Below are 21,496 nucleotides of genomic sequence, written 5' to 3'. Positions count from 1 at the left end.
CGGTGGTTTCCGGCGTGACGACCGGGGGCCGCGTGGCGACAACCGCGGCGGCGACCGCGGGGGTTACCGGCGGGACGACCGTCCGTCCGGTGCTGACCGTCGTGACGACCGTGGCGGGGACCGCGGTGGGTTCCGTCGTGATGACCGTCCGTCGGGCGGCGACCGTGGCGGATTCCGCGGAGGCGACCGTCGGGACGACAGGCCGCGTGGGCCTCGTCGCGACGATGAGCGTGGCGGCGGATTCCGGCGCGATGAGCGGGGTGGCGACCGGCCCGGCTTCCGTCGTGACGATCGGCCCTCGGGTGGTGACCGCGGGGGATTCCGTGGTGGCGACCGGCGCGATGACCGTGGCGGCGAGCGTGGTGGGTTCCGCAGGGACGACCGGCGTGATGATCGTCCGTCGGGTGGCGACCGCGGTGGGTTCCGTCGCGATGACCGCCCGTCCGGTGGTGACCGTCGTGACGACCGTGGCGGGGACCGTGGTGGTTTCCGTCGTGATGATCGTCCGTCGGGTGGCGATCGTGGTGGGTTCCGTGCTGGTGACCGTCGTGATGATCGTGGCGGGGACCGTGGTGGTTTCCGTCGTGATGATCGTCCGTCGGGTGGTGACCGCGGTGGGTTCCGTCGCGATGACCGCCCGTCCGGTGGTGACCGTCGTGATGACCGTGGTGGGTTCCGCAGGGACGACCGGCGTGATGATCGTCCGTCGGGTGGCGACCGCGGTGGGTTCCGTCGCGATGACCGCCCGTCCGGTGGTGACCGTCGTGACGACCGTGGCGGGGACCGTGGTGGTTTCCGGCGTGATGACCGCCCGTCGGGCGGCGACCGGGGCGGCTTCCGCGGAGGCGACCGGCGGGACGACCGGGGCGGCGACCGAGGCGGGTTCCGGCGTGACGATCGTCGGGACGACCGCGGCGGCGACCGCGGGGGGTTCCGCCGTGATGACCGTGGCGGGGACCGTGGTGGTTTCCGTCGCGATGATCGTCCGTCGGGTGGTGACCGTGGTGGCTTCCGCGGTGGTGACCGGCGGGATGATCGCGGTGGGGACCGTGGTGGTTTCCGTCGTGATGACCGTCCGTCCGGTGGTGACCGCGGTGGGTACCGCGGGGGCGACCGGCGGGATGACCGTGGGCCGCGGCGGGACGACCGTGGTGGGTTCCGTAGGGATGACGAGCGTGGGCGTCGGCCGTATGGCGCGGGGCGTGGGCGGGATGACCGCCGGGATGACCGGCGCGATGACCGGCGGGACCGGGACCGGGAGCCGATCAAGCGGCTGCCGATTCCGGAGGATGTCACCGGTGACGAGATCGACAAGGATGTGCGTCAGGAGCTGCTGAGTCTGCCGAAGACGCTCGCCGACGATGTTGCCAAGAACCTGGTGATGGTGGCGAAGCTGCTGGACGAGGAACCGGAGAAGGCGTACGGGTACTCGCGGGTGGCGCTGCGGCTGGCGTCCAGGGTTGCGGCCGTGCGGGAGGCCGCGGGCTTTGCGGCGTACGCGGTCGGCAAGTACAGCGAGGCGCTGGCGGAGTTCCGGGCGGCACGGCGGATGACCGGCAGCGTGGAGCTGTGGCCCGTCATGGCGGACTGTGAGCGCGGTCTGGGGCGGCCGGAGAAGGCGATGGCCATGGCCGGTGAGCCCGAGGTCCAGAAGCTGGACCGGGCCGGACAGGTCGAGATGCGGCTGGTCGCGGCGGGTGCCCGGCGGGACATGGGGCAGGCGGACGCCGCGGTGGTGACGCTGCAGAGCCCGGAGCTGGCGTCGAGTGCGGTGCACCCGTGGACGGCGCGGCTGCGGTACGCGTACGCGGATGCGCTGTTGGCGGTCGGGCGCGAGGACGAGGCGCGCGACTGGTTCGCCAGGGCGCTGGAGGCCGACCAGGGCGGCACGACGGATGCTTCGGACCGGCTCGCCGAGCTGGACGGGGTGGAGTTCACCGATGCGCTGGAGGAGGACGCCGACGAGATGGATGAGGCGGCCGAGAGCGATGGCGCACGGGAGGACGGCGAAGGTGCACGGGACGCCGACCGGGAGGATGGCGAAGGCGCACGGGACGCCGAGGGTGCACGGGACGATGAGGGGCCGGCGAAGGGCTGAGCCGGCTGGTCAGTTCCTGAGGAGTTGAGGAGCTGAGGTAAGGAGAAGGGCGGGTCCCCGTGTGGGGGCCCGCCCTTCTGCTTGTGTGGTGTGGGTCAGGGGGCTGGTGCGTAGGGGGCGAGGGGGTTGCGGAGGGTGCCGATGAGCTGGAGGGCGCCGGCCGGGTCCTGGAGGTCGACCATCTGCTGGTTGTTGCGCAGTTGGAGGCGGTTGAGGCAGGAGAGGGCGAACTCTTCGGTGAACATGTCGTACTGCCGGAACTTGTCGGCCAGGTGAGGAGCCGTGGCCTGGTAGTCGGTGACGCATGCGGCGACGGTGCGCCAGAAGGTGTCCTCGTCGAGGATGCCGCGGTCGGCGAGGGTGCCGCTCAGGAAGCGGAAGAAGCAGTCGAAGACGTCGGTGAAGACGGAGAGGAGTTTCTTGTCCTCGGGGACGTCGGCGCGGATGCGTTCGACGGCCGGGGGCAGGACCGCGTGCGGGTCCATGACGGCGATCTCCTCCGCGATGTCCTTGAAGATCACGCGGTCCACGGCGCCGTCCTCGATGACCAGGATGGCGTTCTCGCCGTGCGGCATGAAGACCAGGTCGTAGGCGTAGAAGGCGTGCAGGACGGGGGTGAGGTACGCGTCCAGGTAGCGGCGGAGCCAGACGGCGGACTCCAGGCCGGACTCCTCGATCAGGGCGGCGGCGAACGAGCCGCCCTCGTCGTCGAGGTGCAGCAACGAGGCCATGGTGGCCAGCCGCTGACCGGGTTCGACGGTGGGTACCGGGCTTTCGCGCCACAGGGCGGCGAGCATTTTCAGATACGGGGAGCCCTTGGCGGTGGCGGCCTCGTACTGGCGGTGGTGGTAGCCGATGGCGGCGCGCTCGCGGATGATCGAGAAGCGGGCGGCCCGGAAGGTGTCGTCGGCGGCGATCAGGCGGGCGAGCCAGTCGTTGATGGCCGGGGTGGCTTCCATGTACGAGGCGGACAGGCCGCGCATGAAGCCCATGTTGAGGACGGAGAGGGCCGTTTTGACGTAGTGCTTGGCGGGGCTGGTGGTGTTGAAGAAGGTGCGGATGGACTGCTGGGCGAGGTAGTCGTCGTCGCCGGGGCCCAGGCACACCAGGCGCTGCTGGGCGACCTCGGCGGCGAAGGTGACGGAGAGCTTGTTCCACCACTGCCAGGGGTGGGCGGGGAAGAAGTAGTAGTCGTTGGGGTCGAGACCGAGGCCCGTGAGGGTGCTGGTGAAGCGGGTGCGGGTGGTGTCGTCGAGTTCGTCGCGTATGAGGGTGTCGTAGTCGAGACCGGCACCGGCGGTGAAGGTGGCGTGGTCGCGGTGGGCGGCGAGCCAGATCAGCCGGAGCGGGCTCGCGGTCTCCGGGGCGTAGGCGTGGTACTCGTGGATGCCGAAGCCGAGGCGGCCGTTGTTGGCGACGAAGCAGGGGTGGCCCTCGGTCATGCCGGTCTCGATGGCCTGGAACGGCGACTTCGCGAGCTCGGCGGCGCTGGGCAGGCCGGCGGCCAGTTTGTAGGCGGTGCCGGACAGGGTGGAGCTGATCTCCTCCAGATAGACCGGCAGGATGTCCTCGCCGAGGCCCAGGGCGTCACGCAGTTCGATGAAGAACTCCAGGGCGTCCAGGGGGAGTTCGGTGCCGTCGCGGTGGCGGGTGATGCTGTCGGCGTCGACCTGCCAGTGGTCCAGCGCCTGCCGGCGGGCGGCGAAGCGGTAGACGGTGGTGCCGTCGTCGCTGCGTACGGTGTAGTGGTCGTCCTGCGGCAGGCGCCGGGGGGTGAGCAGCCGCTCATGGGCGAACTCGGCGAGCCCCTTGCGGATCAGCAGGCGGTTGGCGCGGGCCCACAGCGCGGGGGTGAGGTGGGCGACGGCGTCCTGGGCGGTCGGCCCGTTGCCGGCGGTCATCGGTGGTCTCCTCTGGTGGCCAGGAACTGTTCGCGGGTGCAGGTGCTGAGGTACGCGTCTTTGGAGGGGAGCGAGACGGTGCGCTGGATCTCGAAGCCGACGGCCTTGTTGAGGGCGTGCACGGCGGTGTTGCCGGCGTCGGGTTCGACGACCACCCGGCGGGTCGCCGGGTCGGCGAAGAGCATCTCCATGACGGTGGTGATGACGGCCCGGGTGAAGCCGTGCACGGGGGTGTCGGTGGGGGCCGACAGGAAGTGCATGCCGACGTCGCCCGGTGCGGCGGCGTGGATGCCGACCAGCTCCCGGTGGGCGGGGTCGTAGCGCTCCATCAGGAAGGCCGGGGTGCCGTTGTGCAGGCCGAGGAAGGCGTCGTGGAAGGGGTCGGCGGCTATCCGCAGGAACTCCTTCTCGACCGCGGCGAGGTCGCACTCCTGCATCAGCCAGAACACGGCCTTGGGGTGGGTGACCCAGCCGTGCAGCAGCTCGGCGTCGGCGGACGGGTCGACCGGGCGCACGGAGAACTCCCCCAGTGCGGGGTCGGTACGGGTGAAGAGCGGAGCGCTCATGCCGGGGCCTCCATGAGGTGGTGCGGGCCGGCCGGGGCGGCGAATTCCTGGAAGGCGATGGCCTTTTCGACCGGGTAGTACTCGCGGCCGAGCAGTTCGCGGATGATGCAGGCATTGCGGTACGCGGCCATGCCGAGGTCGGGGGTGACGAAGCCATGGGTGTGCAGCTCGGCGTTCTGCACGTAGATGCCGTGGCCGGTGGTGTCGATGCTGTAGTTGCGCGCCACGTCGTAGCGGCCGGCGTCGTCCCAGGCGATCCGGTCGTGGACGGGGGCGAGGAAGTCCGGTACGCGGTAGCGGTAGCCGGTGGCGAGGATCAGGCCCTGGGTGTCGAGGGTGAAGTCGGCGCCCTGTTCCTCCTGGCGCAGGCCGAGGGTGTAGGTGCCGCTCGCCTCGTCGTAAACGGCCTGGTGCAGCGCGGTGTTGGTGAGCAGCCGGGTTTGGACGGGGCCGGCCAGGTTCTTCTGGTAGAGCAGGTCGAAGATGTCGTTGATCAGGGCCGAGTCGATGCCCTTGTAGAGGTGTTTCTGGGTGGCGTTGAGGTGGTCGCGGGTGTCCGGCGGGAGGGCGTGGAAGTAGTCCACGTACTCCGGTGAGGTCATCTCCAGCGTGAGCTTGGTGTATTCGAGGGGGAAGAAGCGCGGGGAGCGGGTGGCCCAGGTCAGGTGGTAGCCGTGGCTGTCGATGTCCTGGAGGAGGTCGTAGTAGATCTCCGCGGCGCTCTGGCCGCTGCCGATGAGGGTGATGCTCTCCTTGGCCTGGAGGGCGGGCTTGGCGTCCAGGTAGCCGGCGTTGTGCAGCAGGTCGCCGCCCAGGCCCTGGCAGGCGTCGGGGAGGTAGGGCGGGGTGCCGGTGCCCAGGACGAGCTTGCGGGCGCGGTGGGTGGTGCGCTCGCCGGTGGGCAGGTGGTCGGTATGGACGACGTACAGCTCGGCGCCCTGGTCGTACTCGACGCGGGCGACCCGGTGGGCGAAGCGGACGTTGTCCAGTTTTCCGGCCGCCCAGCGGCAGTAGTCGTTGAACTCGGCGCGCAGCGGATAGAAGCTCTCGCGGATGTAGAACGGGTACAGCCGCCCCGATTCCTTGAGGTAGTTCAGGAACGAGAAGGACGAGGTGGGGTCGGCGAGGGTGACCAGGTCGGCCAGGAACGGCACCTGGAGGTGGCTGCTGTCCAGCATCATGCCGGGGTGCCAGTCGAAGGACGGTTTGTCGTCCAGGAACAGGCCGTCGAGTCCGTCGATCGGCTCGGTCAGACAGGCCAGGCCCAGGTTGAACGGGCCGAGGCCGATGGCGATGAAGTCGTAAGGGGCGGACACGAGGTCTCCGATGGGGGAGGTCTGCGGTGGGGAGGTCTGCAGTGGCGGTCTGCCGTGGGGAGGGTCAGCGCGCGCTGAGCGCCGGGCGGGGCTGCCCGGCGAGGAAGCTGCCGGCGTGTTCGGCGATCAGGTCGAGGACGGTGGCGATGTCCTCCAACGTGGTCTCCGGGTTGAGCAGCGTGAACTTGAGGTGGTGGCGGCCGTCGACGACGGTGCCCGCGACGATCGCCTCGCCGGAGGCGGCCAGGGCCTCGCGGGCGTGCAGATTGACCCGGTCGCCGAGTTCGGGGTCCTGGTCGGTGCCGGGGACGTAGCGGAAGACCAGGGTGCTCAGCCGGGGCTCGACGACGACGGAGAAGCGGGGGTCGTCGTGGAGGAGTTTCCAGGCCTCCGCGGCGCGGTCGATGACCTCGTCGAAGAGCTCCCCGACGGCGCGGGCGCCCATGATGCGCAGGGTGAGCCAGAGCTTGAGGGCGTCGAAGCGGCGGGTCGTCTGGATCGACTTGTCGACCTGGTTGGGGATGCGCGCCTCCGCCATCCGGCGCGGATTGAGGTAGTCCGCGTGGTAGGTGACGTGCTGCAGCGTGGCGCGGTCGCGGACCAGGACGGCGCTCGAACTGACCGGCTGGAAGAAGGACTTGTGGTAGTCGACGGTCACCGAGTCGGCGCGCTCGATGCCGGTCAGCAGTGCGCGGCGGCGGGAGACCAGCAGGCCGCAGCCGTAGGCGGCGTCGACATGCATCCAGGCGCCGTAACCGGCGCACAGGCCGGCGATCTCGGGGAGCGGGTCGATGGAGCCGAAGTCGGTGGTGCCCGCGGTGGCCACGACGGCCATGGGTATCAGGCCGTCGCGGTGGCAGCGCGCCAGTTCCGCGGCCAGGCTGTCGGTGCGCATCCGCTTGTGCTCGTCGGTGGGGACGGTGATGACGGCCTCCGCGCCCATGCCGAGCAGGGTGGCCGACTTGCGGATGCTGAAGTGGCCCGCCTCGGACGTGAGGATCCGCAGCCGGGGCAGGACGTCCGTGCGACGGGCGGCCGGGGGTCCCCCCTGCTCGAACGGAGTGGAGAGGTCGGGGGACGGTGCGCGGTCGGCGGCCAGCGCGCGGCGGCAGGCCTCGTCACGGGCGAGCAGCATGGCCTGGAGGTTGGACTGGCTGCCGCCGCTGGTGAAGATCCCGTCGGCCGCTTCGCCCAGGCCGATCCGCTCGGCCGTCCAGTCGATGAGCCGGCGCTCGATGAGGGTGCCGCCGGCGCTCTGGTCCCAGGTGTCCAGGGAGGAGTTGACGGCGGAGAGCACGGCCTCGCCGACGAGGGCGGGGATCACCACGGGGCAGTTGAGGTGCGCCAGGTAGCGCGGGTGGTGGAAGTAGACGGCGTCGCGGAGGTAGACCTCTTCGAGCTCGTCGAGTGCGGCGGCCGCGTCGTGCAGTGGTGCGTCGAGGTCGACGCCCATGACGGCGGGGGTGAGGTCGTCGACGGTGATGCCGGTGAACGGGCGGGTGGTGCCGGCGATTTTGGCGCCGATCCGTGTGACGCTCTCGGTGACCGCGCTGTGGTAGCGCTGGGCCGTCTTCTCGTTGAGCAGGTATGTCCGGCTGTCGGCCGGGTCCTCGGCGGGGCGCGCGAGGAGATCCATGAAGGTGTCCTCCCTGGTGCGGACTTGACCACGTCCAGCGCAGGCTGAGGTGCGCGCAGGGGCAGGGAGACCCGCCCGTGCGACGTGGTTAGGTAAGGCTAACCTAATTCCGCCTCGGGAGGGATGGGAGGTGCCGTGGAGGGCGGCGCCCGGAGGATTCAGTTCCGGTGGTCCTCCAGGACGCGCAGGACCAGACCCGTGGCGGGCTTGGGGCCGAACGAGGTGGACTTCCGCGGCATCGTCACGCCGTGCTCGGCGAGTTGACGGACCGTCTCCTCGGAGGTGGCGCGCATCAGGACCGCGGTGCCGCCGTGCCGGGCGGCCTGTTCGACGGCGGCCGCGGTGTGATGCAGATAGCTGATGTCCGACGGGTGGTCGGGGATGTGCCAGACCTCGTCCAGCAGGACGGAGTGCAGCACCGTGGCGTCCAGCTGCCGCCAGGCCTCGGGCCGGTCCCGGCGGATCGTACGGTCCAGCAGGGAGGGGTCGGGACGGTCCAGGAGGTGGAAGGAGTCCGGCCCGCCGGCGAGGACGAAGGCGGTGCCGGGTGTCTCCTCCAGTGCCTCCAGGGCGGCGGACAGCTCGCCCGGCAGGGTGCGGGCCCGGAAGGCGCCGGCCAGATCCGCCAGCGCCTTGGCGGGCGGCAGATGCGGCAGTACGCGGTGGATCGCGCGGACCTGGAGCGGGTAGCGGGCGGTGTCCACCAGCAGCACCAGGCCGGACGCCCAGGGCGAGGCGGCGGTGGCGCCGGGCTGCTGCTCGTACAGCCGTTGATAGGTCGCCCAGCGGTGGTGGCCGTCGGCGATCAGCGCCTGCCGGCAGGTGAGATCGTCGTCGACGGCGGTGAGATCGGCGGGGTCGGTGACCGCCCACAGGCGGTGCGCGAAGCCGTCCTCGGTGGTGGTGGCCAGCAGCGGGTCGCGCTCCACCGTGCGCTCGATGACCGCGGCGGCGCCGGTCGCGGTGCCCTGGCCGCGGTAGGAGAGCAGCAGCGGCTCGAAGTTGGCCGCCGCCGCGCGCATCAGGGCGGCCCGGTCCTCGACCACCTCCGGGATGACGCCCTCGTGCGGCAGCACCGGGCCGTCCAGGCCCAGCGCCCCGATCAGTCCGCGCTGCAGCACCTCGCCGGAGCGCTGCTCGTAGACGTACAGCGCGGGCTCGGCGTCCTGCCTCAGCACGCCCTCGGCGCGCCAGCGGCGCAGGGTGTCGGCGGCCTGGCGGTGGCGGGTGGTGGGGTCCGCGGCGTGCGGCAGGATCAGCCGGACGATGTTGTACGGGTCGGCGGTCTCCAGGTGGCGCACGCCATCCGGCCGCACCACCACGTCGTACGGCGGGGACATCACAGCGGTCAGGCTGCTGACCCGGTCGCGGTCGTATCGCAGCCCGCGGAACGGGAGGAGGCGGAGGCCGTCGGTACTGGTCATTGAAGAATGCTATGCCGCCGGGCCGATGAGGGAAGATCGGGGGACAGCCCGTGCGTGGCTGGAAATATCGGTAGGCGCGAGGGGAGAAACGGTGTATCCGGCGGCGCGGCGAGCGCCCGCCCGATGCCCCGGCGGATCTCCTCGTGCGGTGTGCGGGAGCGAGGAGCGAGACGGCATGAACGAGCAGATTCGCAGGCGGCCCGACGGGTGCCGGCGCCCGCTGAGCGAGGCGTACGACACGGCGCTGCTGGATCTGGACGGGGTCGTCTACGCCGGCGGGCAGGCCATCGCCCATGCCGTGGAGTCGCTGACGCACGCACGGGACGGCGGGATGCACCTCGCCTATGTGACCAATAATGCCGCGCGGACCCCGCAGGCCGTTGCCGACCAGTTGTCCGGTTTCGGGCTGCCGACCGGCCCGGCGGATGTGATCACGTCGGCGCAGGCGGTGGCGCGGCTGATCTCCGAGCAGGTGCCGGCGGGCGCGCGGGTGCTGGCCGTCGGTGGCGAGGGGCTGTGGGTGGCGCTGCGCGAGCGCGGTCTCGAACCGGTCAGCTCCGCGGACGACGACCCGGCGGCGGTGGTGCAGGGCTTTGACCCCACGCTGGACTGGGAGCGGCTGGCGGAGGCCGCGTACGCGGTGCAGCGCGGGGTGCCGTGGTTCGCGTCCAACACCGATCTGACGATCCCCAAGGAACGCGGGATCGCCCCCGGCAACGGTGCGTTGGTGGAGGTGGTGCGGACCGCCGCGGGCGGCTCGCCGCAGGTGGCGGGCAAGCCGCAGCCGCCGATGCACCGGGAGACGGTGCTGCGCACCGGTGCGCAGCGGCCGTTGGTGATCGGCGACCGGCTCGACACCGACATCGAGGGTGCCACTCGCGGCGAGGTCGACTCGCTGCTGGTGCTCACCGGCGTCACCACCCCCGCCGAGTTGCTGGCCGCCCCGCCGCAACACCGTCCCGCGTATGTGGACGAGGATCTGCGCGGCCTGCTGACACCACAGCCGGAGGTGACCACGGACGGCGGCGGGTTCCGGTGCGGCGGCTGGCGGGCCGAGGTGGCCGGTGACGCGCTGGCCGTGACGGGAGAGGGGACGCCGCTGGACGGGCTGCGGGCGCTGTGCGCGGCGGCCTGGACGGCTGCCGGGGACGGCAGTTGCGGGGCGGACGCGGGGAAGGCGCTGGGGCGGATCGGGAGGATCGGGAAGTGAGGCGGGGCCCGGGCCGTGCGGCGGCCCGGGTCTTTCGTCTCGCGCCCCTGGCGGGTTCGCCGGCCCTCGCCGCCGGTTCCCGCCGTCGGCCCTCGCCGTCATTTCCTCCTCAGGCCCCACCCTCAGGCCCCACCCTCAGGCCCCACCCTCAGGACCCGCCCTCAGTCGTCGCCGTCAGTTCGCCTCGGCCGCCGCCGCCGCCGCCGTCGTCGTCGCCGCGGCCGCGGCGGTCAGCTCCGCGATCAGATCCTCCTCGGTGGCGCCGCGGCGCCAGTAGCCGGTGAACTTCACCGCCCTGCGGTCGATGCCGCGCTCGCGGACGAGGTGCCTGCGCACCGCCTTGACGGTCCCGGCCTCGCCGGCGATCCAGGCGTACGGGACGCCGTCGGGCAGCTCGGCGGCGCGCAGCGCGTCGAGCACCGGCTCGCTGCGCGCGGCGGTCGCCTCGTCCCGGACGAGCCAGCGGATGTCGGCATCGGCAAAGGTCGAGAGGCGCTGCCGGTCGTTCTCGTGCGCGATCTCGATCCAGACCTCGGCCCGGGTGCCGGGGGAGAGCCAGGACAGGATGCCGGCGATCGCGGGCAGCGCCGTCTCGTCGCCGGTCAGCAGAATCCAGTCGGTGCCGGCCGGCGGCCGGAAGTCGACGCCGCCGTTGTCCTCGACGGCCGGGGCGAGGACGGTCAGCCGGTCGCCGGGCCGGGCCCGGGCGGCCCAGCGGGAGGCGGGGCCGCCCGCCGTGGCGGCGGTGTCGGGACCGGCGCCGTGCAGCGCGAAGTCGACGTCGAACTCCGCCGGATCGTGGCGCTGTTCGCGGATCGTGTACGAGCGCATCACCGCACGCTCGGCCGGATCCTGCGCCCGCCAGGCGGTGTACCAGCCGTCGCCGGTGTCATCGAAGACCGGCCGGTCCTGGTGGGGCTGCGGGAGGAAGAGCTTGAAGCGCTGGTCGCGACCGCCGGAGGCCAGCTCCGCGAACCGTTCGCCGCCGAAGGTGATCCGCACCATGGAGGGGCTCAGCCGTTGGGACCGGACGACGTGCACATCGAAGAAGCGGAACGGTGCGGTGGACGGGGCGACGGTCGTGGTCATACGGGAACCTCCCGGAACGGTGGTGGGGGCGGGTGAGGCCGCGGCGGGCGTGCGTGGCCGGGCGCCGCGAGGCAGCCGCGACGTCTAGGACGGGCCCGCCGGCCGGCGGGCGGCTCCGGCCGGGCGGCCGCCGAGCGCCGCGGCCGCGGGTCAGTTGGCCTTCTTGGCGCCCTCGATCGCCTTGGCGAGCGATTCGATGAGCGGCGCGGCGCCCGCGTAGGAGAAGCGCGGCTCGCTCGACCAGGGGGTGATCTGGCCGGCCTTGACGGCGGGCAGCTTGGACCAGGAGGGCTTGGCGGCCAGGTCCTTGGGCTGGAGGGTCGCGGTCCGGTTGTCCAGCAGGAGCACGTCGGCCCGGTACTTGTCGGCGTTCTCCCAGCTCAGGCTCTCGAAGTAGCCGCCCTTGTCCAGGTGGTCGGGGACGATCAGATCCACGCCGAGGGACTTGTAGTACATGAGGTCGGCGTTGATGCCGGGGTTGGAGGCGTAGAAGAGGTCGGGGCTGCCGGAGCAGGCGAGCACCTTGACCGGGTGCGACGTGGCGGCCTTGCGCAGCGCCTCGGAGGCCTTCTCGAAGCGGGCCTTGGCGTCGGTGACCTTCTTGGCCTTCAGATCGGCGCCGAGTGACCCGGCCAGCTCGGCATAACGCTCGATGATCTTGATGAGTGGGACGCGGGAGGAGGTGATGGCGACGGACTCGGCGAGCTTGGTGATCTTGTCCTTGCTGTCGTCCGGCACGAACCACAGCGCGCCCGGCTCGTACATGTTGGTGACCAGCAGATCGGGGCGCAGTGCCGCGTACTTCTCGACGTTGAACTGGTTGTAGGCGTTGCCGATGATGGTGACCTTGTCGACGTCCAGGTCACCGGCCTGCGGGTCGGCCTTGCCGTTCTTGAGCTTGGTGGGGCCGAAGACACCGACGATCTGGTCGTCGATCCCGAAGTCGTGCAGGGCGGCCGCGGTGCCGGTGAAGGCGACGATGCGCTGGGGGGTGTTCCTCAGGGAGACTTTCTGCTTACGGTCGTCGGTGAACGACCAAGGGCCCGTCTTTGCGCCGCTGTTGGTGCCGCCCGAGTCCTTGCCCCCGCCGCACGCGGCAAGCAGGGCGCCGATGCCGAGGGCACCGCCCGCGGCCAGGATGCCGCGACGGGACGGGGTGACGCTACGGGAGGTGCTCATGATGGCTGTGCTTCTCTCTGGGAGGGGCAGCTAGTCAATGTGAGGGTAGGCTAACCTAACTATCGTGTTGGTTGACAGTCCCCCCGAAGCAGCAGCGGCCCCGGCCCCCGTGACCCCCAGGAGACGGCATCTCCTGCGCTCCGCGGGGCTGGTGGCCTCCCTTGCCGTACTGGCCGTGATCGCCGTCCTGGGCATCGCCGTCGGCGCGAAACAGATCCCCCTCGACCAGGTGTGGCACGGGGTGTTCCACTACTCCGGCTCGGACACCGACGTGGTCATCCGCGACGTCCGCTTCCCCCGCACCCTGCTCGGCCTGATCATCGGGGCCGCGCTCGGCCTGGCCGGCACGGTCATGCAGGCGCTGACCCGCAATCCCCTGGCGGACCCGGGAGTTCTCGGCATCAACGCCGGCGCCTCGGCCGCGGTCGTCTCCGCCATCAGCTTCTTCGGCGTCACCTCGCTGACCGGCTATGTGTGGTTCGCGTTCGCCGGCGCCGCGGTGGTCTCCGTGGCGGTGTACGTCCTCGGCGGCACCCGCAGCGCCACACCCGTACGGCTCGCCCTCGCCGGCACCGCGCTGACCGCCGTCCTCGTCGGCTACATCAACGCCGTCAATCTGATGGACACCGCGGCCCTGGACAAGATGCGCTTCTGGACGGTGGGTTCGCTGGCCTCGGCCACCCTGCCGACGGTCGGCCAGATCGCGCCATTTCTCGCCGTGGGGGGTGTCCTCGCGCTGCTGCTCGCCCGGCCGCTGAACGCCCTTGCGCTCGGCGACGACCAGGCGCGGGCGCTGGGCGCCCGGCTGACCCGCACCCGGGTACTGGCGATGCTCTCGGTCACCCTGCTGTGCGGCGGGGCGACCGCCGCCTGCGGCCCGATCGTCTATGTGGGCTTGATGGTTCCGCATGTCGTACGGGCCATCACCGGGCCCGACATGCGCTGGATCCTGCCGTACTCCGCGGTGCTCTCGCCGGTCCTGCTGCTCGGCGCCGATGTGCTCGGCAGGGTGGTGGCGCGGCCCGGTGAGCTGCAGGTCGGCATCGTCACGGCCGTCGTCGGCGGCCCGGTCTTCATCTATCTCGTACGGCGTCGGAGGATGGCCCAGCTGTGAGCGCGAGTGTGCGGCCCGGGAAGGGCACCGAGGAGAACAACGAGCAGCGCGTCGAGGAGAGCGCCGGGCCGAGTGGCGAGGAGAGCGCCGGGGCGGCGGCGGAGGCCGGTGCCGCCCGCGGCCGGGCGGGGACGGGCCGGCGGGGCACGGTGGTGCGGACCAGGGGCGGGCTCTCGGTGCGCCTGGACGTGCCCGCCGTGGTGGCCGGGCTGGTGCTGCTGGCCGTCGCGCTGGCGGCCGCCATCGCCCTGATCGGCTCCGGCGACTACCCGATGACCCCGGCCGAGGTGATCGCCACCCTGACCGGCGGCGGCGATGCCGGACAGGAGTTCATCGTGCAGGACCTGCGGCTGCCGCGGGTGCTGGTGGGGCTGCTGGTCGGCGCCGCGTTCGGGATCGCCGGGGCGGTCTTCCAGACCGTTTCGCGCAATCCGCTGGGCAGCCCGGACGTCCTCGGTTTCGCCCAGGGATCGTCCGTCGGCGCGCTGGTCGCCATCGTCTACTTCCAGGCCGGGACCTTCGCGGTCGCCGCCGGAGCGGTCGTCGGCGGTGTGATCACCGGCGTCGCCATCTTCCTGCTCGCCTGGAAGCGCGGTATCCACGGCTACCGCTTCGTGCTCGTCGGCATCGGAGCCAGCGCGATGCTCTACGCGATGGTGCTCTACCTCCTGACCAAGGCGAACATCGTCGACGCGACCCGGGCCACCACCTGGATGACCGGTTCCCTCAACGGCCGCGACTGGGACCAGTTGTGGCCGCTGGCCGCCGTCTGCGTCGTCCTCGTCCCGCTGCTGCTGTTCCACGGGCGTCCGCTGCGCATGCTGGAGATGGGCGACGACGCCGCGAGCGCCCTGGGCGTACGGGTCGAGCGGGTCCGTATCGTCGCGCTGCTGGCGGCCGTCGTGCTCGTCGCCGCCGCCACCGCGGCGGCCGGGCCGATCTCCTTCGTGGCGCTGACCGCGCCCCAGTTGGCCCGGCGGCTGTCCCTCCCGCGCTTCCTCAAGGGCGCGGGGCGCGGCGCACCCCTGCCCGGCCCCAACCTGCTGCTGTCCGCCCTCATGGGTGCCGTGCTGCTGGTCGCCGCGGACTGGGCCGCCCAGCGGCTCTTCGGCGCCGACCAACTGCCGGTGGGCGTGCTGACCGGTGTCCTCGGCGGTGGCTATCTGCTGTGGCTGCTGGCCACCGAGCGCAGGGCGGGCCGGATATGAGACGGCGGGCGCGGCGGACGGACGCGCCGGGCAACAGCAGAGACACGACAACCTCAGGAGTTCCGAAGTGAGCCGTCTTACGGCCGAGAAGGTCACCCTCGCCTACGACCAGCGGGTGATCGCCGAGAACCTCTCGGTGGCCATCCCCGACCACTCCTTCACGGTCATCGTCGGCCCGAACGCCTGCGGGAAGTCCACCCTGCTGCGCGCGCTCTCGCGGATGCTCAAGCCGGCCTCGGGATCGGTGCTGCTGGACGGCTCCGCGATTTCCTCCCTGCCGGCCAAGAAGGTCGCCAGGACGCTGGGGCTGCTGCCGCAGTCCTCCATCGCCCCCGACGGGATCACCGTGGCGGACCTGGTGGCGCGCGGCCGCTATCCGCACCAGGGGCTGCTGCGGCAGTGGTCGGCCGACGACGAGCGGATCGTCCGGGAGTCGATGGCGGCCACCGGGGTCGGCGAGCTGGCCGACCGCTATGTCGACGAGCTGTCCGGCGGGCAGCGGCAGCGGGTGTGGATCGCGATGGCGCTCGCCCAGCAGACGCCGTTGTTCCTGCTCGACGAGCCGACGACCTATCTGGACATCCAACACCAGATCGAGGTCCTGGACCTGTGTGCCGAGCTGCACGAGGAGCAGGGGCGGACGCTGGTCGCGGTGCTGCACGACCTCAACCACGCGGCCCGTTACGCGACCCATCTGATCGCCATGAAGGACGGCGCTGTCCTCGCCGAGGGCGCGCCGGGCGACATCGTCACGGCGGAGCTGGTGGAACGGGTCTTCGGGCTCAGCTGCCAGATCATCGAGGACCCGGAGACCGGCACCCCCCTGGTCGTCCCGGCCGCACGCAAGCCCCGTCACGGCGGGAGCGGAGCGGGCCGGGGCCCGGAGCGGAAGCCGCGCAACGGGCAGGGCGGAGTCCGGGCCGACGGGGCTGCTGCGACGGGCGGGGCTCCGGCTGACGGACGCCCGGAGGACGAGAGTCCGGCAGACGGGAGCCCGGCCGCCGGGAAAGCGAAGGGCGAGGCGGCGACTACAGCAGCGTCCTGAGGCGCAGCAGGTCGCGCAGGCCGGCCTCCAGCTTGACGCGACCGCTGCCCCAGGCCTTGGCGAAGTTCAGCTTGCCGTCCACCAGGGCGACCAGATCGTCGCCGGCCATGGACAGGCGGATCTCGGCCTTGTGCGGAGGCGGGCCGGGGACATGGGTCACCTCCTGGATGGAGCCGTCGGACAGCCGCCCGAGGAAGGTCACATCGAGGTCGGTGATGCGGCAGCTGAGCGAACGGTCGAACGCGGCCGCGCGCCGGACGTTGCCATCCGCCGAGGACAGATTCTGGGCCAGCCGGTCGAGAGCGGCGCGGCACTGGTCGAGGGTTGCCATCGTGAGCGACGATACGCCAGGTCGGGGACGGCTCGTTCGTCCTTGTCAGCCTTCGCCAAGGTAGCGTCGGGGGCATGGAAGAGCCGATGTCCGGCCCGGAGCCGGAGGCGCCCGTGGCAGCCGCGGCGGCGGAGCCCGTGCCGTCCGGGGAACAGCAGGAGGGCAACGGGGGCGCGAGCGCCGCGGGAGCCGGGGCAGCCGCGCCGGCCGGTGATGCCGAGCCCCAGCCGATCGGCGTGGGGACGACCCCGACCGGAGACGCCGCGGTCGACACCACGCTGCGGCGCCTCGCCGATGCCGACCACCTCCCGGCGAGCGGACACCTGCAGGTGTACGAGGATGTGCACCGTGGGCTGCGCGATGTGCTGGCCGGTCTCGACCAGCACCCCGGGCCGCCCGCCCCTTCCCCGACGACGCGCGACACGACGCACGACAACAGGAGCTGAACCACAGGTGGCAGGAGTGGCACGACGCCGACTCGACGCGGAGCTGGTGCGCCGCAAGCTGGCCCGTTCCCGCGAGCACGCGAGCCAGCTGATCGCCGCGGGCCGGGTGACCGTCGGCGGGGCGACCGCAACCAAGCCGGCCACCCAGGTGGAGACCAGCGCGGCCGTGGTCGTACGCGAGGACGAGAGCGATCCGGACTATGTCTCGCGCGGCGGGCACAAGCTCGCCGGCGCCCTCGCCGCCTTCGTACCGCTCGGCCTGAAGGTCGAGGGCCGGCGGGCGCTGGACGCGGGCGCCTCGACCGGCGGCTTCACCGATGTCCTGCTGCGGGCCGGTGCCGGGCACGTCGTGGCCGTCGACGTCGGCTACGGACAGCTCGCCTGGTCGCTGCAGAGCGATGAGCGGGTCACCGTGAAGGACCGCACCAACGTGCGCGAGCTGACCCTCGAACAGATCGACTCCCGGCCCGTCGATCTCGTCGTCGGCGATCTCTCGTTCATTCCGCTGGGGCTCGTCCTGCCCGCGCTGGCCCGTTGTGCGGCGCCCGACGCGGACCTGGTGCTGATGGTCAAGCCGCAGTTCGAGGTCGGCAAGGAGCGGCTGGGCAGCGGCGGGGTGGTGCGCAGCGCGGAGCTGCGCGCCGACGCGGTACGGGCGGTCGCGCAACGGGCCGCGGAACTGGAATTTGGCGTACTTGGCGTAACTGCGAGCCCGCTGCCCGGACCCTCGGGGAATGTCGAGTACTTTCTGTGGCTCCGCGCCGGGGCGCCTGCACTCGACCCGGCGGACGTCGACCGTGCAGTGGCGGAGGGGCCTCGTTGACCACTACCCAGGCAGTTGAAGGCAGCGCAGCACACGGGAACACCGGAGCCGGGCGGACGGTCTTCCTGCTCGCCCACACCGGCCGCCCCGCGGCCATCCGCAGCGCCGAGCTCGTCGTCCAGGGGCTGCTGCGCTGCGGCATCGGAGTGCGGGTGCTGGCGGAGGAGGCCGCGGACCTGCCGCTGCCGCCGTCGGTCGAGCGCGTCGAGTCGGAGCAGTGCGCGGCCGAGGGCTGCGAACTGCTGGTGGTCCTGGGCGGGGACGGCACGCTGCTGCGTGGTGCGGACTTCTCCAGGACGTCCGGTGTCCCGATGCTCGGCGTCAACCTCGGCCGGGTCGGCTTCCTCGCGGAGGCCGAACGCGATGACCTCGACAAGGTCGTCGACCGGGTCGTCACCCGCGCCTACGAGGTCGAGGAGCGGATGACGCTCGATGTCCTCGTCCGCAACAACGGCAGTGTCGTCTACACCGATTGGGCCCTGAACGAGGCGTCGGTGGAGAAGGCCGCCCGGGAGCGGATGCTGGAGGTCGTAACCGAGGTCGACGGCCGGCCCGTCTCGCGCTTCGGCGGCGACGGGGTGGTCTGCGCGACGCCGACCGGCTCCACCGCCTATGCCTTCTCGGCCGGCGGCCCGGTGGTCTGGCCCGAGGTCGAGGCCCTGCTGATGGTCCCGATCAGCGCCCACGCCCTGTTCGCCAAGCCGCTGGTCACCTCGCCGCGCTCCGTCCTGGCGGTCGAGGTACAGCCCAAGACCCCGCACGGCGTCCTGTGGTGCGACGGCCGCCGCAGCACCGAACTCCCGGCCGGCGCCCGGGTCGAGGTCCGCCGCGGCGCCGTGCCCGTACGCCTGGCCCGTCTGCATCACGCCTCCTTCACGGACCGTCTGGTCGCCAAGTTCGCGCTCCCGGTGGCGGGGTGGCGGGGAGCGCCGCACTAGGAAGTGCCCGGCGGACGCGGGGGCGTGCGGACGCTGAGAAACAGGGGCAGGCGCGGCCGGGAATGCCCCCGTACGGCCCTTGGTTGGGGGTGCGGACGGTACTTCGCCCCCAGTCGTGAGGGGGACCTTCCCATCCCCGCCCGCGCCGCACACGCGGTCCGTCACGGCATCCGGGCATACCTCTGGATCCAGGCCTCGGTGACATCCGGTCCTAAGATCCCCGGAACGGGAAGCCGGGGCGGACGGGGAGGGGCAGCGGATGGGGAAGGGAGAGCGGATGGACCGGAACATTCGCAGTACGGAGGACGTACTCAGGCTTCTGGACGGCCTGTTCGCGCCGGAGGCCGACCGCTGGACGGCCGAAGGGGCCTCGTGGTGGGACGACTTCTACGCGGACCGCTCCAAGCCGGTGCCGTTCTTCGTGGCGAAGCCCGACGAGAACCTGGTCTCCTGCCTCGAACGCGGACTGATCGTCCCGGGACGCGCCCTCGACCTCGGGTGCGGCCCGGGCCGCAACGCACTGCACCTCGCCGCCGCGGGCTTCGCGGTGGACGCCGTGGACCTCTCGCCGGCGGCCATCGCCTGGGCCGAGGACCGTGCCCAGGAAGCGGGGGCCGACGTCCGGTTCCTGTGCGGTGATGCCTTCGCCCTCGCGGAGACCGCACTGACCGGCCCGTACGACCTGATCTACGACTCCGGCTGCTTCCACCATCTGCCGCCGCACCGCCGCATCAGCTACCTCGCCCTCCTCGACCGGGCCCTGGCACCCGGCGGGCACCTCGCCCTCACCTGTTTCGCGGCCGGCGGGATGGGCTCCGAACTCGGTGATACCGACTTCTACCGCCAGGCCCGCCTCCACGGCGGCCTCGCCTACACCGCGGAGTCGCTGCGCTGGATCTTCTCCGATCTGTCGGAGGTGGAACTGCGCCGCATGCACGACGAGGGGCCGGAATCCGCGTGCTTCGGCGAACCCTTCCTGTGGACGGCGCTGCTGCGCCGCACGGTCGCGGCGTAACCGGCACCGGACAACCGGCACCGGACAACCGGCACCGGACAACCGGCACCGGCGACCGGCACCAGGTGGTCCCTCTTCGAGGCGAATGCGGGCCTCGTGTCGGTGAATACGGGACGTCGGCCACGCGGCGCCGCATGCGTGACGGCGTCCCGGCCTGAGCGCACCTTTCGTTCCGGTCTGTGACCATCCCGGCGGCAGAGCGTGAGCGCGCACCGGGGCGAATTCCTCCGCTTCGGGACGGGGTTTTCCGCGGTGCCGGTGGCAGGAGTGAGGGGAGGGCCGTCGCGGGGCGGCCCCGGACCTCGTAAGGTCGTATCCGTGTTGGAGGAGATGCGGATCCGGTCCCTGGGTGTCATTGACGACGCCGTTGTCGAGCTGTCCCCGGGCTTCACGGCGGTGACCGGCGAGACGGGCGCGGGCAAGACCATGGTCGTCACCAGTCTCGGCCTGCTGCTCGGCGGGCGCGCCGACCCCGCGCTGGTGCGGATCGGCGCCAAGTCGGCGGTCGTGGAGGGCAGGATCGGCGTCGGCCCCCGGGCTCCCGCTGCCGTACGGGCGGAGGAGGCCGGCGCGGAGCTGGACGACGGGGCGCTGCTGATCAGCCGCACGCTCTCCGCCGAGGGCCGTTCGCGCGCCCATGTGGGCGGCCGCTCCGTACCGGTCGGCCTGCTGGCGGAGTTGGCCGACGAGCTGGTCGCCGTGCACGGCCAGACCGACCAGCAGGGCCTGCTGCGGCCGGCCCGCCAGCGCCAGGCGCTGGACCGCTACGCCGGGGACGCGGTCGCTGTGCCGCTCGCCAAGTACACCGCCGCCCACCGCAGGCTGCGCGGCGTCGCCGCCGAGCTGGACGAGCTGACGACGCAGGCCCGTGAACGTTCGCAGGAGGCCGACCTGCTGCGCTTCGGCCTCGACGAGATCGCGGAGGCCGAGCCGCAGCCCGGCGAGGACACCGACCTCGCCGCCGAGGCCGAGCGGCTCGGTCACGCCGAGGCGCTGGCCTCCGCCGCGAGCGTCGCGCACGCCGCGCTGGCCGGCAATCCCGAGGACCCCGAGGGCGTCGACGCCACGACCCTGGTCGCCGGCGCCCACCGTGCGCTGGAGGCCGTACGCAGTCACGACCAGGAGCTTTCCGCGCTCGCCGAACGGCTCGGCGAGATCGGCATCCTGATGGCGGACGTGGCGGGCGAGTTGGCCAGTTACGCGGACGGCCTGGACGCCGACCCGTTGCGGCTCGCCGCGGTCGAGGAGCGTCGCGCCGCCCTGAACCACCTGACCCGCAAGTACGGCCAGGACATCGCGGCCGTGCTGGCCTGGTCCGAGGAGAGCGCCGCCCGGCTCGCCGAACTGGACGGCGACGACGACCGGATCGGTGAGCTGGCCGCCGAGCGGGACGCCTTGCGCGCAGAACTGGGCGAACTGGCACAAACGTTGACGGATGCCCGTACGGTATCGGCGAAGCGCTTCGCCGACGCGGTCACCGCCGAGCTCGCCGAACTCGCGATGCCGCACGCCCGGGTGACCGTCGAGATCCGCCAGACCGAGGTCGCCGAGGACGCCGACGGCATCGAGGTCGGCGGCCGCACCGTCGCCTACGGACCGGCCGGTGCCGACGAGGTCGAACTCCTGCTGGCCCCGCACCCGGGCGCACCGCCCCGGCCGATCGCCAAGGGGGCGTCCGGTGGTGAGCTCTCCCGGGTGATGCTCGCCGTCGAGGTGGTCTTCGCCGGTTCCGACCCCGTACCGACCTACCTCTTCGACGAGGTCGACGCGGGGGTCGGCGGCAAGGCGGCCGTCGAGGTCGGCAGGCGGCTGGCCAGGCTCGCGAAGTCGGCGCAGGTTGTCGTCGTCACGCACCTCCCGCAGGTCGCGGCCTTCGCGGACCGCCAGCTGCTCGTGGCGAAGACGAACGACGGGTCGGTCACCAGGAGCGGCGTCACGGTCCTGGAGGGTGAGGAGCGGGTCCGCGAGCTCTCCCGGATGCTGGCCGGCCAGGAGGACTCCGAAACGGCCCGCGCGCACGCCGAAGAACTGCTGGAGACGGCGCGCACGGGGAGCTAGGGGGTGTCTCCTGGGGAGTGGTATCGCTCACGGCGTGCCCACCATGACGTCGGCCGACCGCTCTCTCCCCGCCGCCGTTTTCGCTGGTCAGACGCCCCC

Annotated in this window: 19 protein-coding genes; 11 read left to right on the top strand and 8 right to left on the bottom strand. The window is 72.0% G+C overall.

Annotated features, from left to right (window positions below):
- Positions 1 to 32: 32 nt before the first annotated feature.
- Both ABR737_RS12060 and ABR737_RS12055 read left to right on the top strand, forming a co-directional pair.
- On the top strand, positions 33 to 1,337 hold the full coding sequence (locus ABR737_RS12060; protein WP_350257157.1) for a hypothetical protein: 1,305 nt from the start codon (positions 33 to 35) through the stop codon (positions 1,335 to 1,337).
- Positions 1,274 to 2,098 (top strand): tetratricopeptide repeat protein, encoded by an 825-nt coding sequence (locus ABR737_RS12055; protein WP_350256758.1) that lies wholly within the window; start codon positions 1,274 to 1,276, stop codon positions 2,096 to 2,098. The genes ABR737_RS12060 and ABR737_RS12055 overlap by 64 nt, the downstream gene beginning before the upstream one ends.
- Before the next feature lie 95 nt (positions 2,099 to 2,193).
- Here ABR737_RS12055 and ABR737_RS12050 read toward each other — a convergent pair whose 3' ends face one another.
- The 5 genes from ABR737_RS12050 to ABR737_RS12030 form a co-directional block, all read right to left on the bottom strand.
- Positions 2,194 to 3,999 carry an IucA/IucC family protein gene (locus ABR737_RS12050; protein ID WP_350250183.1) on the bottom strand — a complete coding sequence of 602 codons (1,806 nt, stop codon included), beginning with the start codon at positions 3,997 to 3,999 and terminating at the stop codon, positions 2,194 to 2,196.
- Positions 3,996 to 4,565, bottom strand: coding sequence for a GNAT family N-acetyltransferase (locus ABR737_RS12045; RefSeq protein WP_350250182.1), 570 nt, complete (start codon positions 4,563 to 4,565; stop codon positions 3,996 to 3,998). Before ABR737_RS12045 ends, ABR737_RS12050 begins: the two co-directional genes overlap by 4 nt.
- Entirely contained in the window at positions 4,562 to 5,881 is a 1,320-nt protein-coding gene (locus ABR737_RS12040) for a lysine N(6)-hydroxylase/L-ornithine N(5)-oxygenase family protein (protein ID WP_350250181.1), read from the bottom strand. Before ABR737_RS12040 ends, ABR737_RS12045 begins: the two co-directional genes overlap by 4 nt.
- 64 nt (positions 5,882 to 5,945) lie before the next feature.
- A complete protein-coding gene (locus ABR737_RS12035; RefSeq protein WP_350250180.1) occupies positions 5,946 to 7,517 on the bottom strand; it encodes a pyridoxal phosphate-dependent decarboxylase family protein in 1,572 nt (523 codons plus the stop codon).
- A gap of 158 nt (positions 7,518 to 7,675) precedes the next feature.
- Positions 7,676 to 8,941, bottom strand: a complete 1,266-nt coding sequence (locus tag ABR737_RS12030; RefSeq protein WP_350250179.1) for a DUF1015 family protein — start codon at positions 8,939 to 8,941, stop codon at positions 7,676 to 7,678.
- Between the two features lie 175 nt (positions 8,942 to 9,116).
- Here ABR737_RS12030 and ABR737_RS12025 point away from each other — a divergent pair, with 175 nt between their 5' ends.
- A complete protein-coding gene (locus ABR737_RS12025; RefSeq protein WP_350250178.1) occupies positions 9,117 to 10,151 on the top strand; it encodes an HAD-IIA family hydrolase in 1,035 nt (344 codons plus the stop codon).
- Positions 10,152 to 10,325: 174 nt separating this feature from the next.
- On the opposite strand, the gene ABR737_RS12020 is transcribed toward ABR737_RS12025, so the two are convergent.
- Entirely contained in the window at positions 10,326 to 11,240 is a 915-nt protein-coding gene (locus ABR737_RS12020; RefSeq protein WP_350250177.1) for a siderophore-interacting protein, read from the bottom strand.
- Between the two features lie 150 nt (positions 11,241 to 11,390).
- Positions 11,391 to 12,419: an ABC transporter substrate-binding protein gene (locus ABR737_RS12015; protein WP_350250176.1), complete on the bottom strand. Its 1,029-nt coding sequence runs from the start codon at positions 12,417 to 12,419 to the stop codon at positions 11,391 to 11,393.
- A 64-nt stretch (positions 12,420 to 12,483) separates the two neighbouring features.
- Between ABR737_RS12015 and ABR737_RS12010 the strand changes: the two genes are divergently transcribed.
- From ABR737_RS12010 to ABR737_RS12000, 3 genes are all read left to right on the top strand, one after another.
- Positions 12,484 to 13,533 carry a FecCD family ABC transporter permease gene (locus ABR737_RS12010; protein ID WP_350250175.1) on the top strand — a complete coding sequence of 350 codons (1,050 nt, stop codon included), beginning with the start codon at positions 12,484 to 12,486 and terminating at the stop codon, positions 13,531 to 13,533.
- Positions 13,530 to 14,741, top strand: coding sequence for a FecCD family ABC transporter permease (locus tag ABR737_RS12005; RefSeq protein ID WP_502964308.1), 1,212 nt, complete (start codon positions 13,530 to 13,532; stop codon positions 14,739 to 14,741). The genes ABR737_RS12010 and ABR737_RS12005 overlap by 4 nt, the downstream gene beginning before the upstream one ends.
- Positions 14,742 to 14,808: 67 nt before the next feature.
- The gene (locus ABR737_RS12000) at positions 14,809 to 15,786 is read left to right on the top strand and encodes an ABC transporter ATP-binding protein (protein ID WP_350250173.1); all 978 of its coding nucleotides are present in this window, start codon (positions 14,809 to 14,811) and stop codon (positions 15,784 to 15,786) included.
- Here the strand turns inward: ABR737_RS12000 and ABR737_RS11995 are convergent.
- On the bottom strand, positions 15,770 to 16,117 hold the full coding sequence (locus ABR737_RS11995) for an SCP2 sterol-binding domain-containing protein (protein ID WP_088797020.1): 348 nt from the start codon (positions 16,115 to 16,117) through the stop codon (positions 15,770 to 15,772). The two genes, ABR737_RS12000 and ABR737_RS11995, sit on opposite strands and share 17 nt — an antisense overlap.
- 74 nt (positions 16,118 to 16,191) lie before the next feature.
- Here ABR737_RS11995 and ABR737_RS11990 point away from each other — a divergent pair, with 74 nt between their 5' ends.
- The 5 genes from ABR737_RS11990 (at position 16,192) to recN (ending at position 21,397) form a co-directional block, all read left to right on the top strand.
- Complete coding sequence (locus ABR737_RS11990; protein ID WP_350250172.1) at positions 16,192 to 16,563, top strand: hypothetical protein; 372 nt, start codon at positions 16,192 to 16,194, stop codon at positions 16,561 to 16,563.
- Positions 16,564 to 16,570: 7 nt separating this feature from the next.
- Entirely contained in the window at positions 16,571 to 17,386 is an 816-nt protein-coding gene (locus ABR737_RS11985) for a TlyA family RNA methyltransferase (RefSeq protein WP_350250171.1), read from the top strand.
- Positions 17,383 to 18,324 (top strand): NAD kinase, encoded by a 942-nt coding sequence (locus tag ABR737_RS11980; RefSeq protein WP_350250170.1) that lies wholly within the window; start codon positions 17,383 to 17,385, stop codon positions 18,322 to 18,324. Before ABR737_RS11985 ends, ABR737_RS11980 begins: the two co-directional genes overlap by 4 nt.
- A 277-nt stretch (positions 18,325 to 18,601) precedes the next feature.
- Positions 18,602 to 19,339: a class I SAM-dependent methyltransferase gene (locus ABR737_RS11975; RefSeq protein ID WP_350250169.1), complete on the top strand. Its 738-nt coding sequence runs from the start codon at positions 18,602 to 18,604 to the stop codon at positions 19,337 to 19,339.
- 330 nt (positions 19,340 to 19,669) lie between these two features.
- On the top strand, positions 19,670 to 21,397 hold the full coding sequence (gene recN / locus ABR737_RS11970; RefSeq protein WP_350256756.1) for a DNA repair protein RecN: 1,728 nt from the start codon (positions 19,670 to 19,672) through the stop codon (positions 21,395 to 21,397).
- The last annotated feature ends 99 nt before the right edge of the window (positions 21,398 to 21,496 follow it).

This window comes from Streptomyces sp. Edi2, assembly GCF_040253635.1.
In the GTDB taxonomy this organism is placed as follows: Bacteria; Actinomycetota; Actinomycetes; order Streptomycetales; family Streptomycetaceae; genus Streptomyces.
Note: the sequence above shows the minus strand (reverse complement) of the source record. Positions and strands in the feature narration are given on the sequence as shown.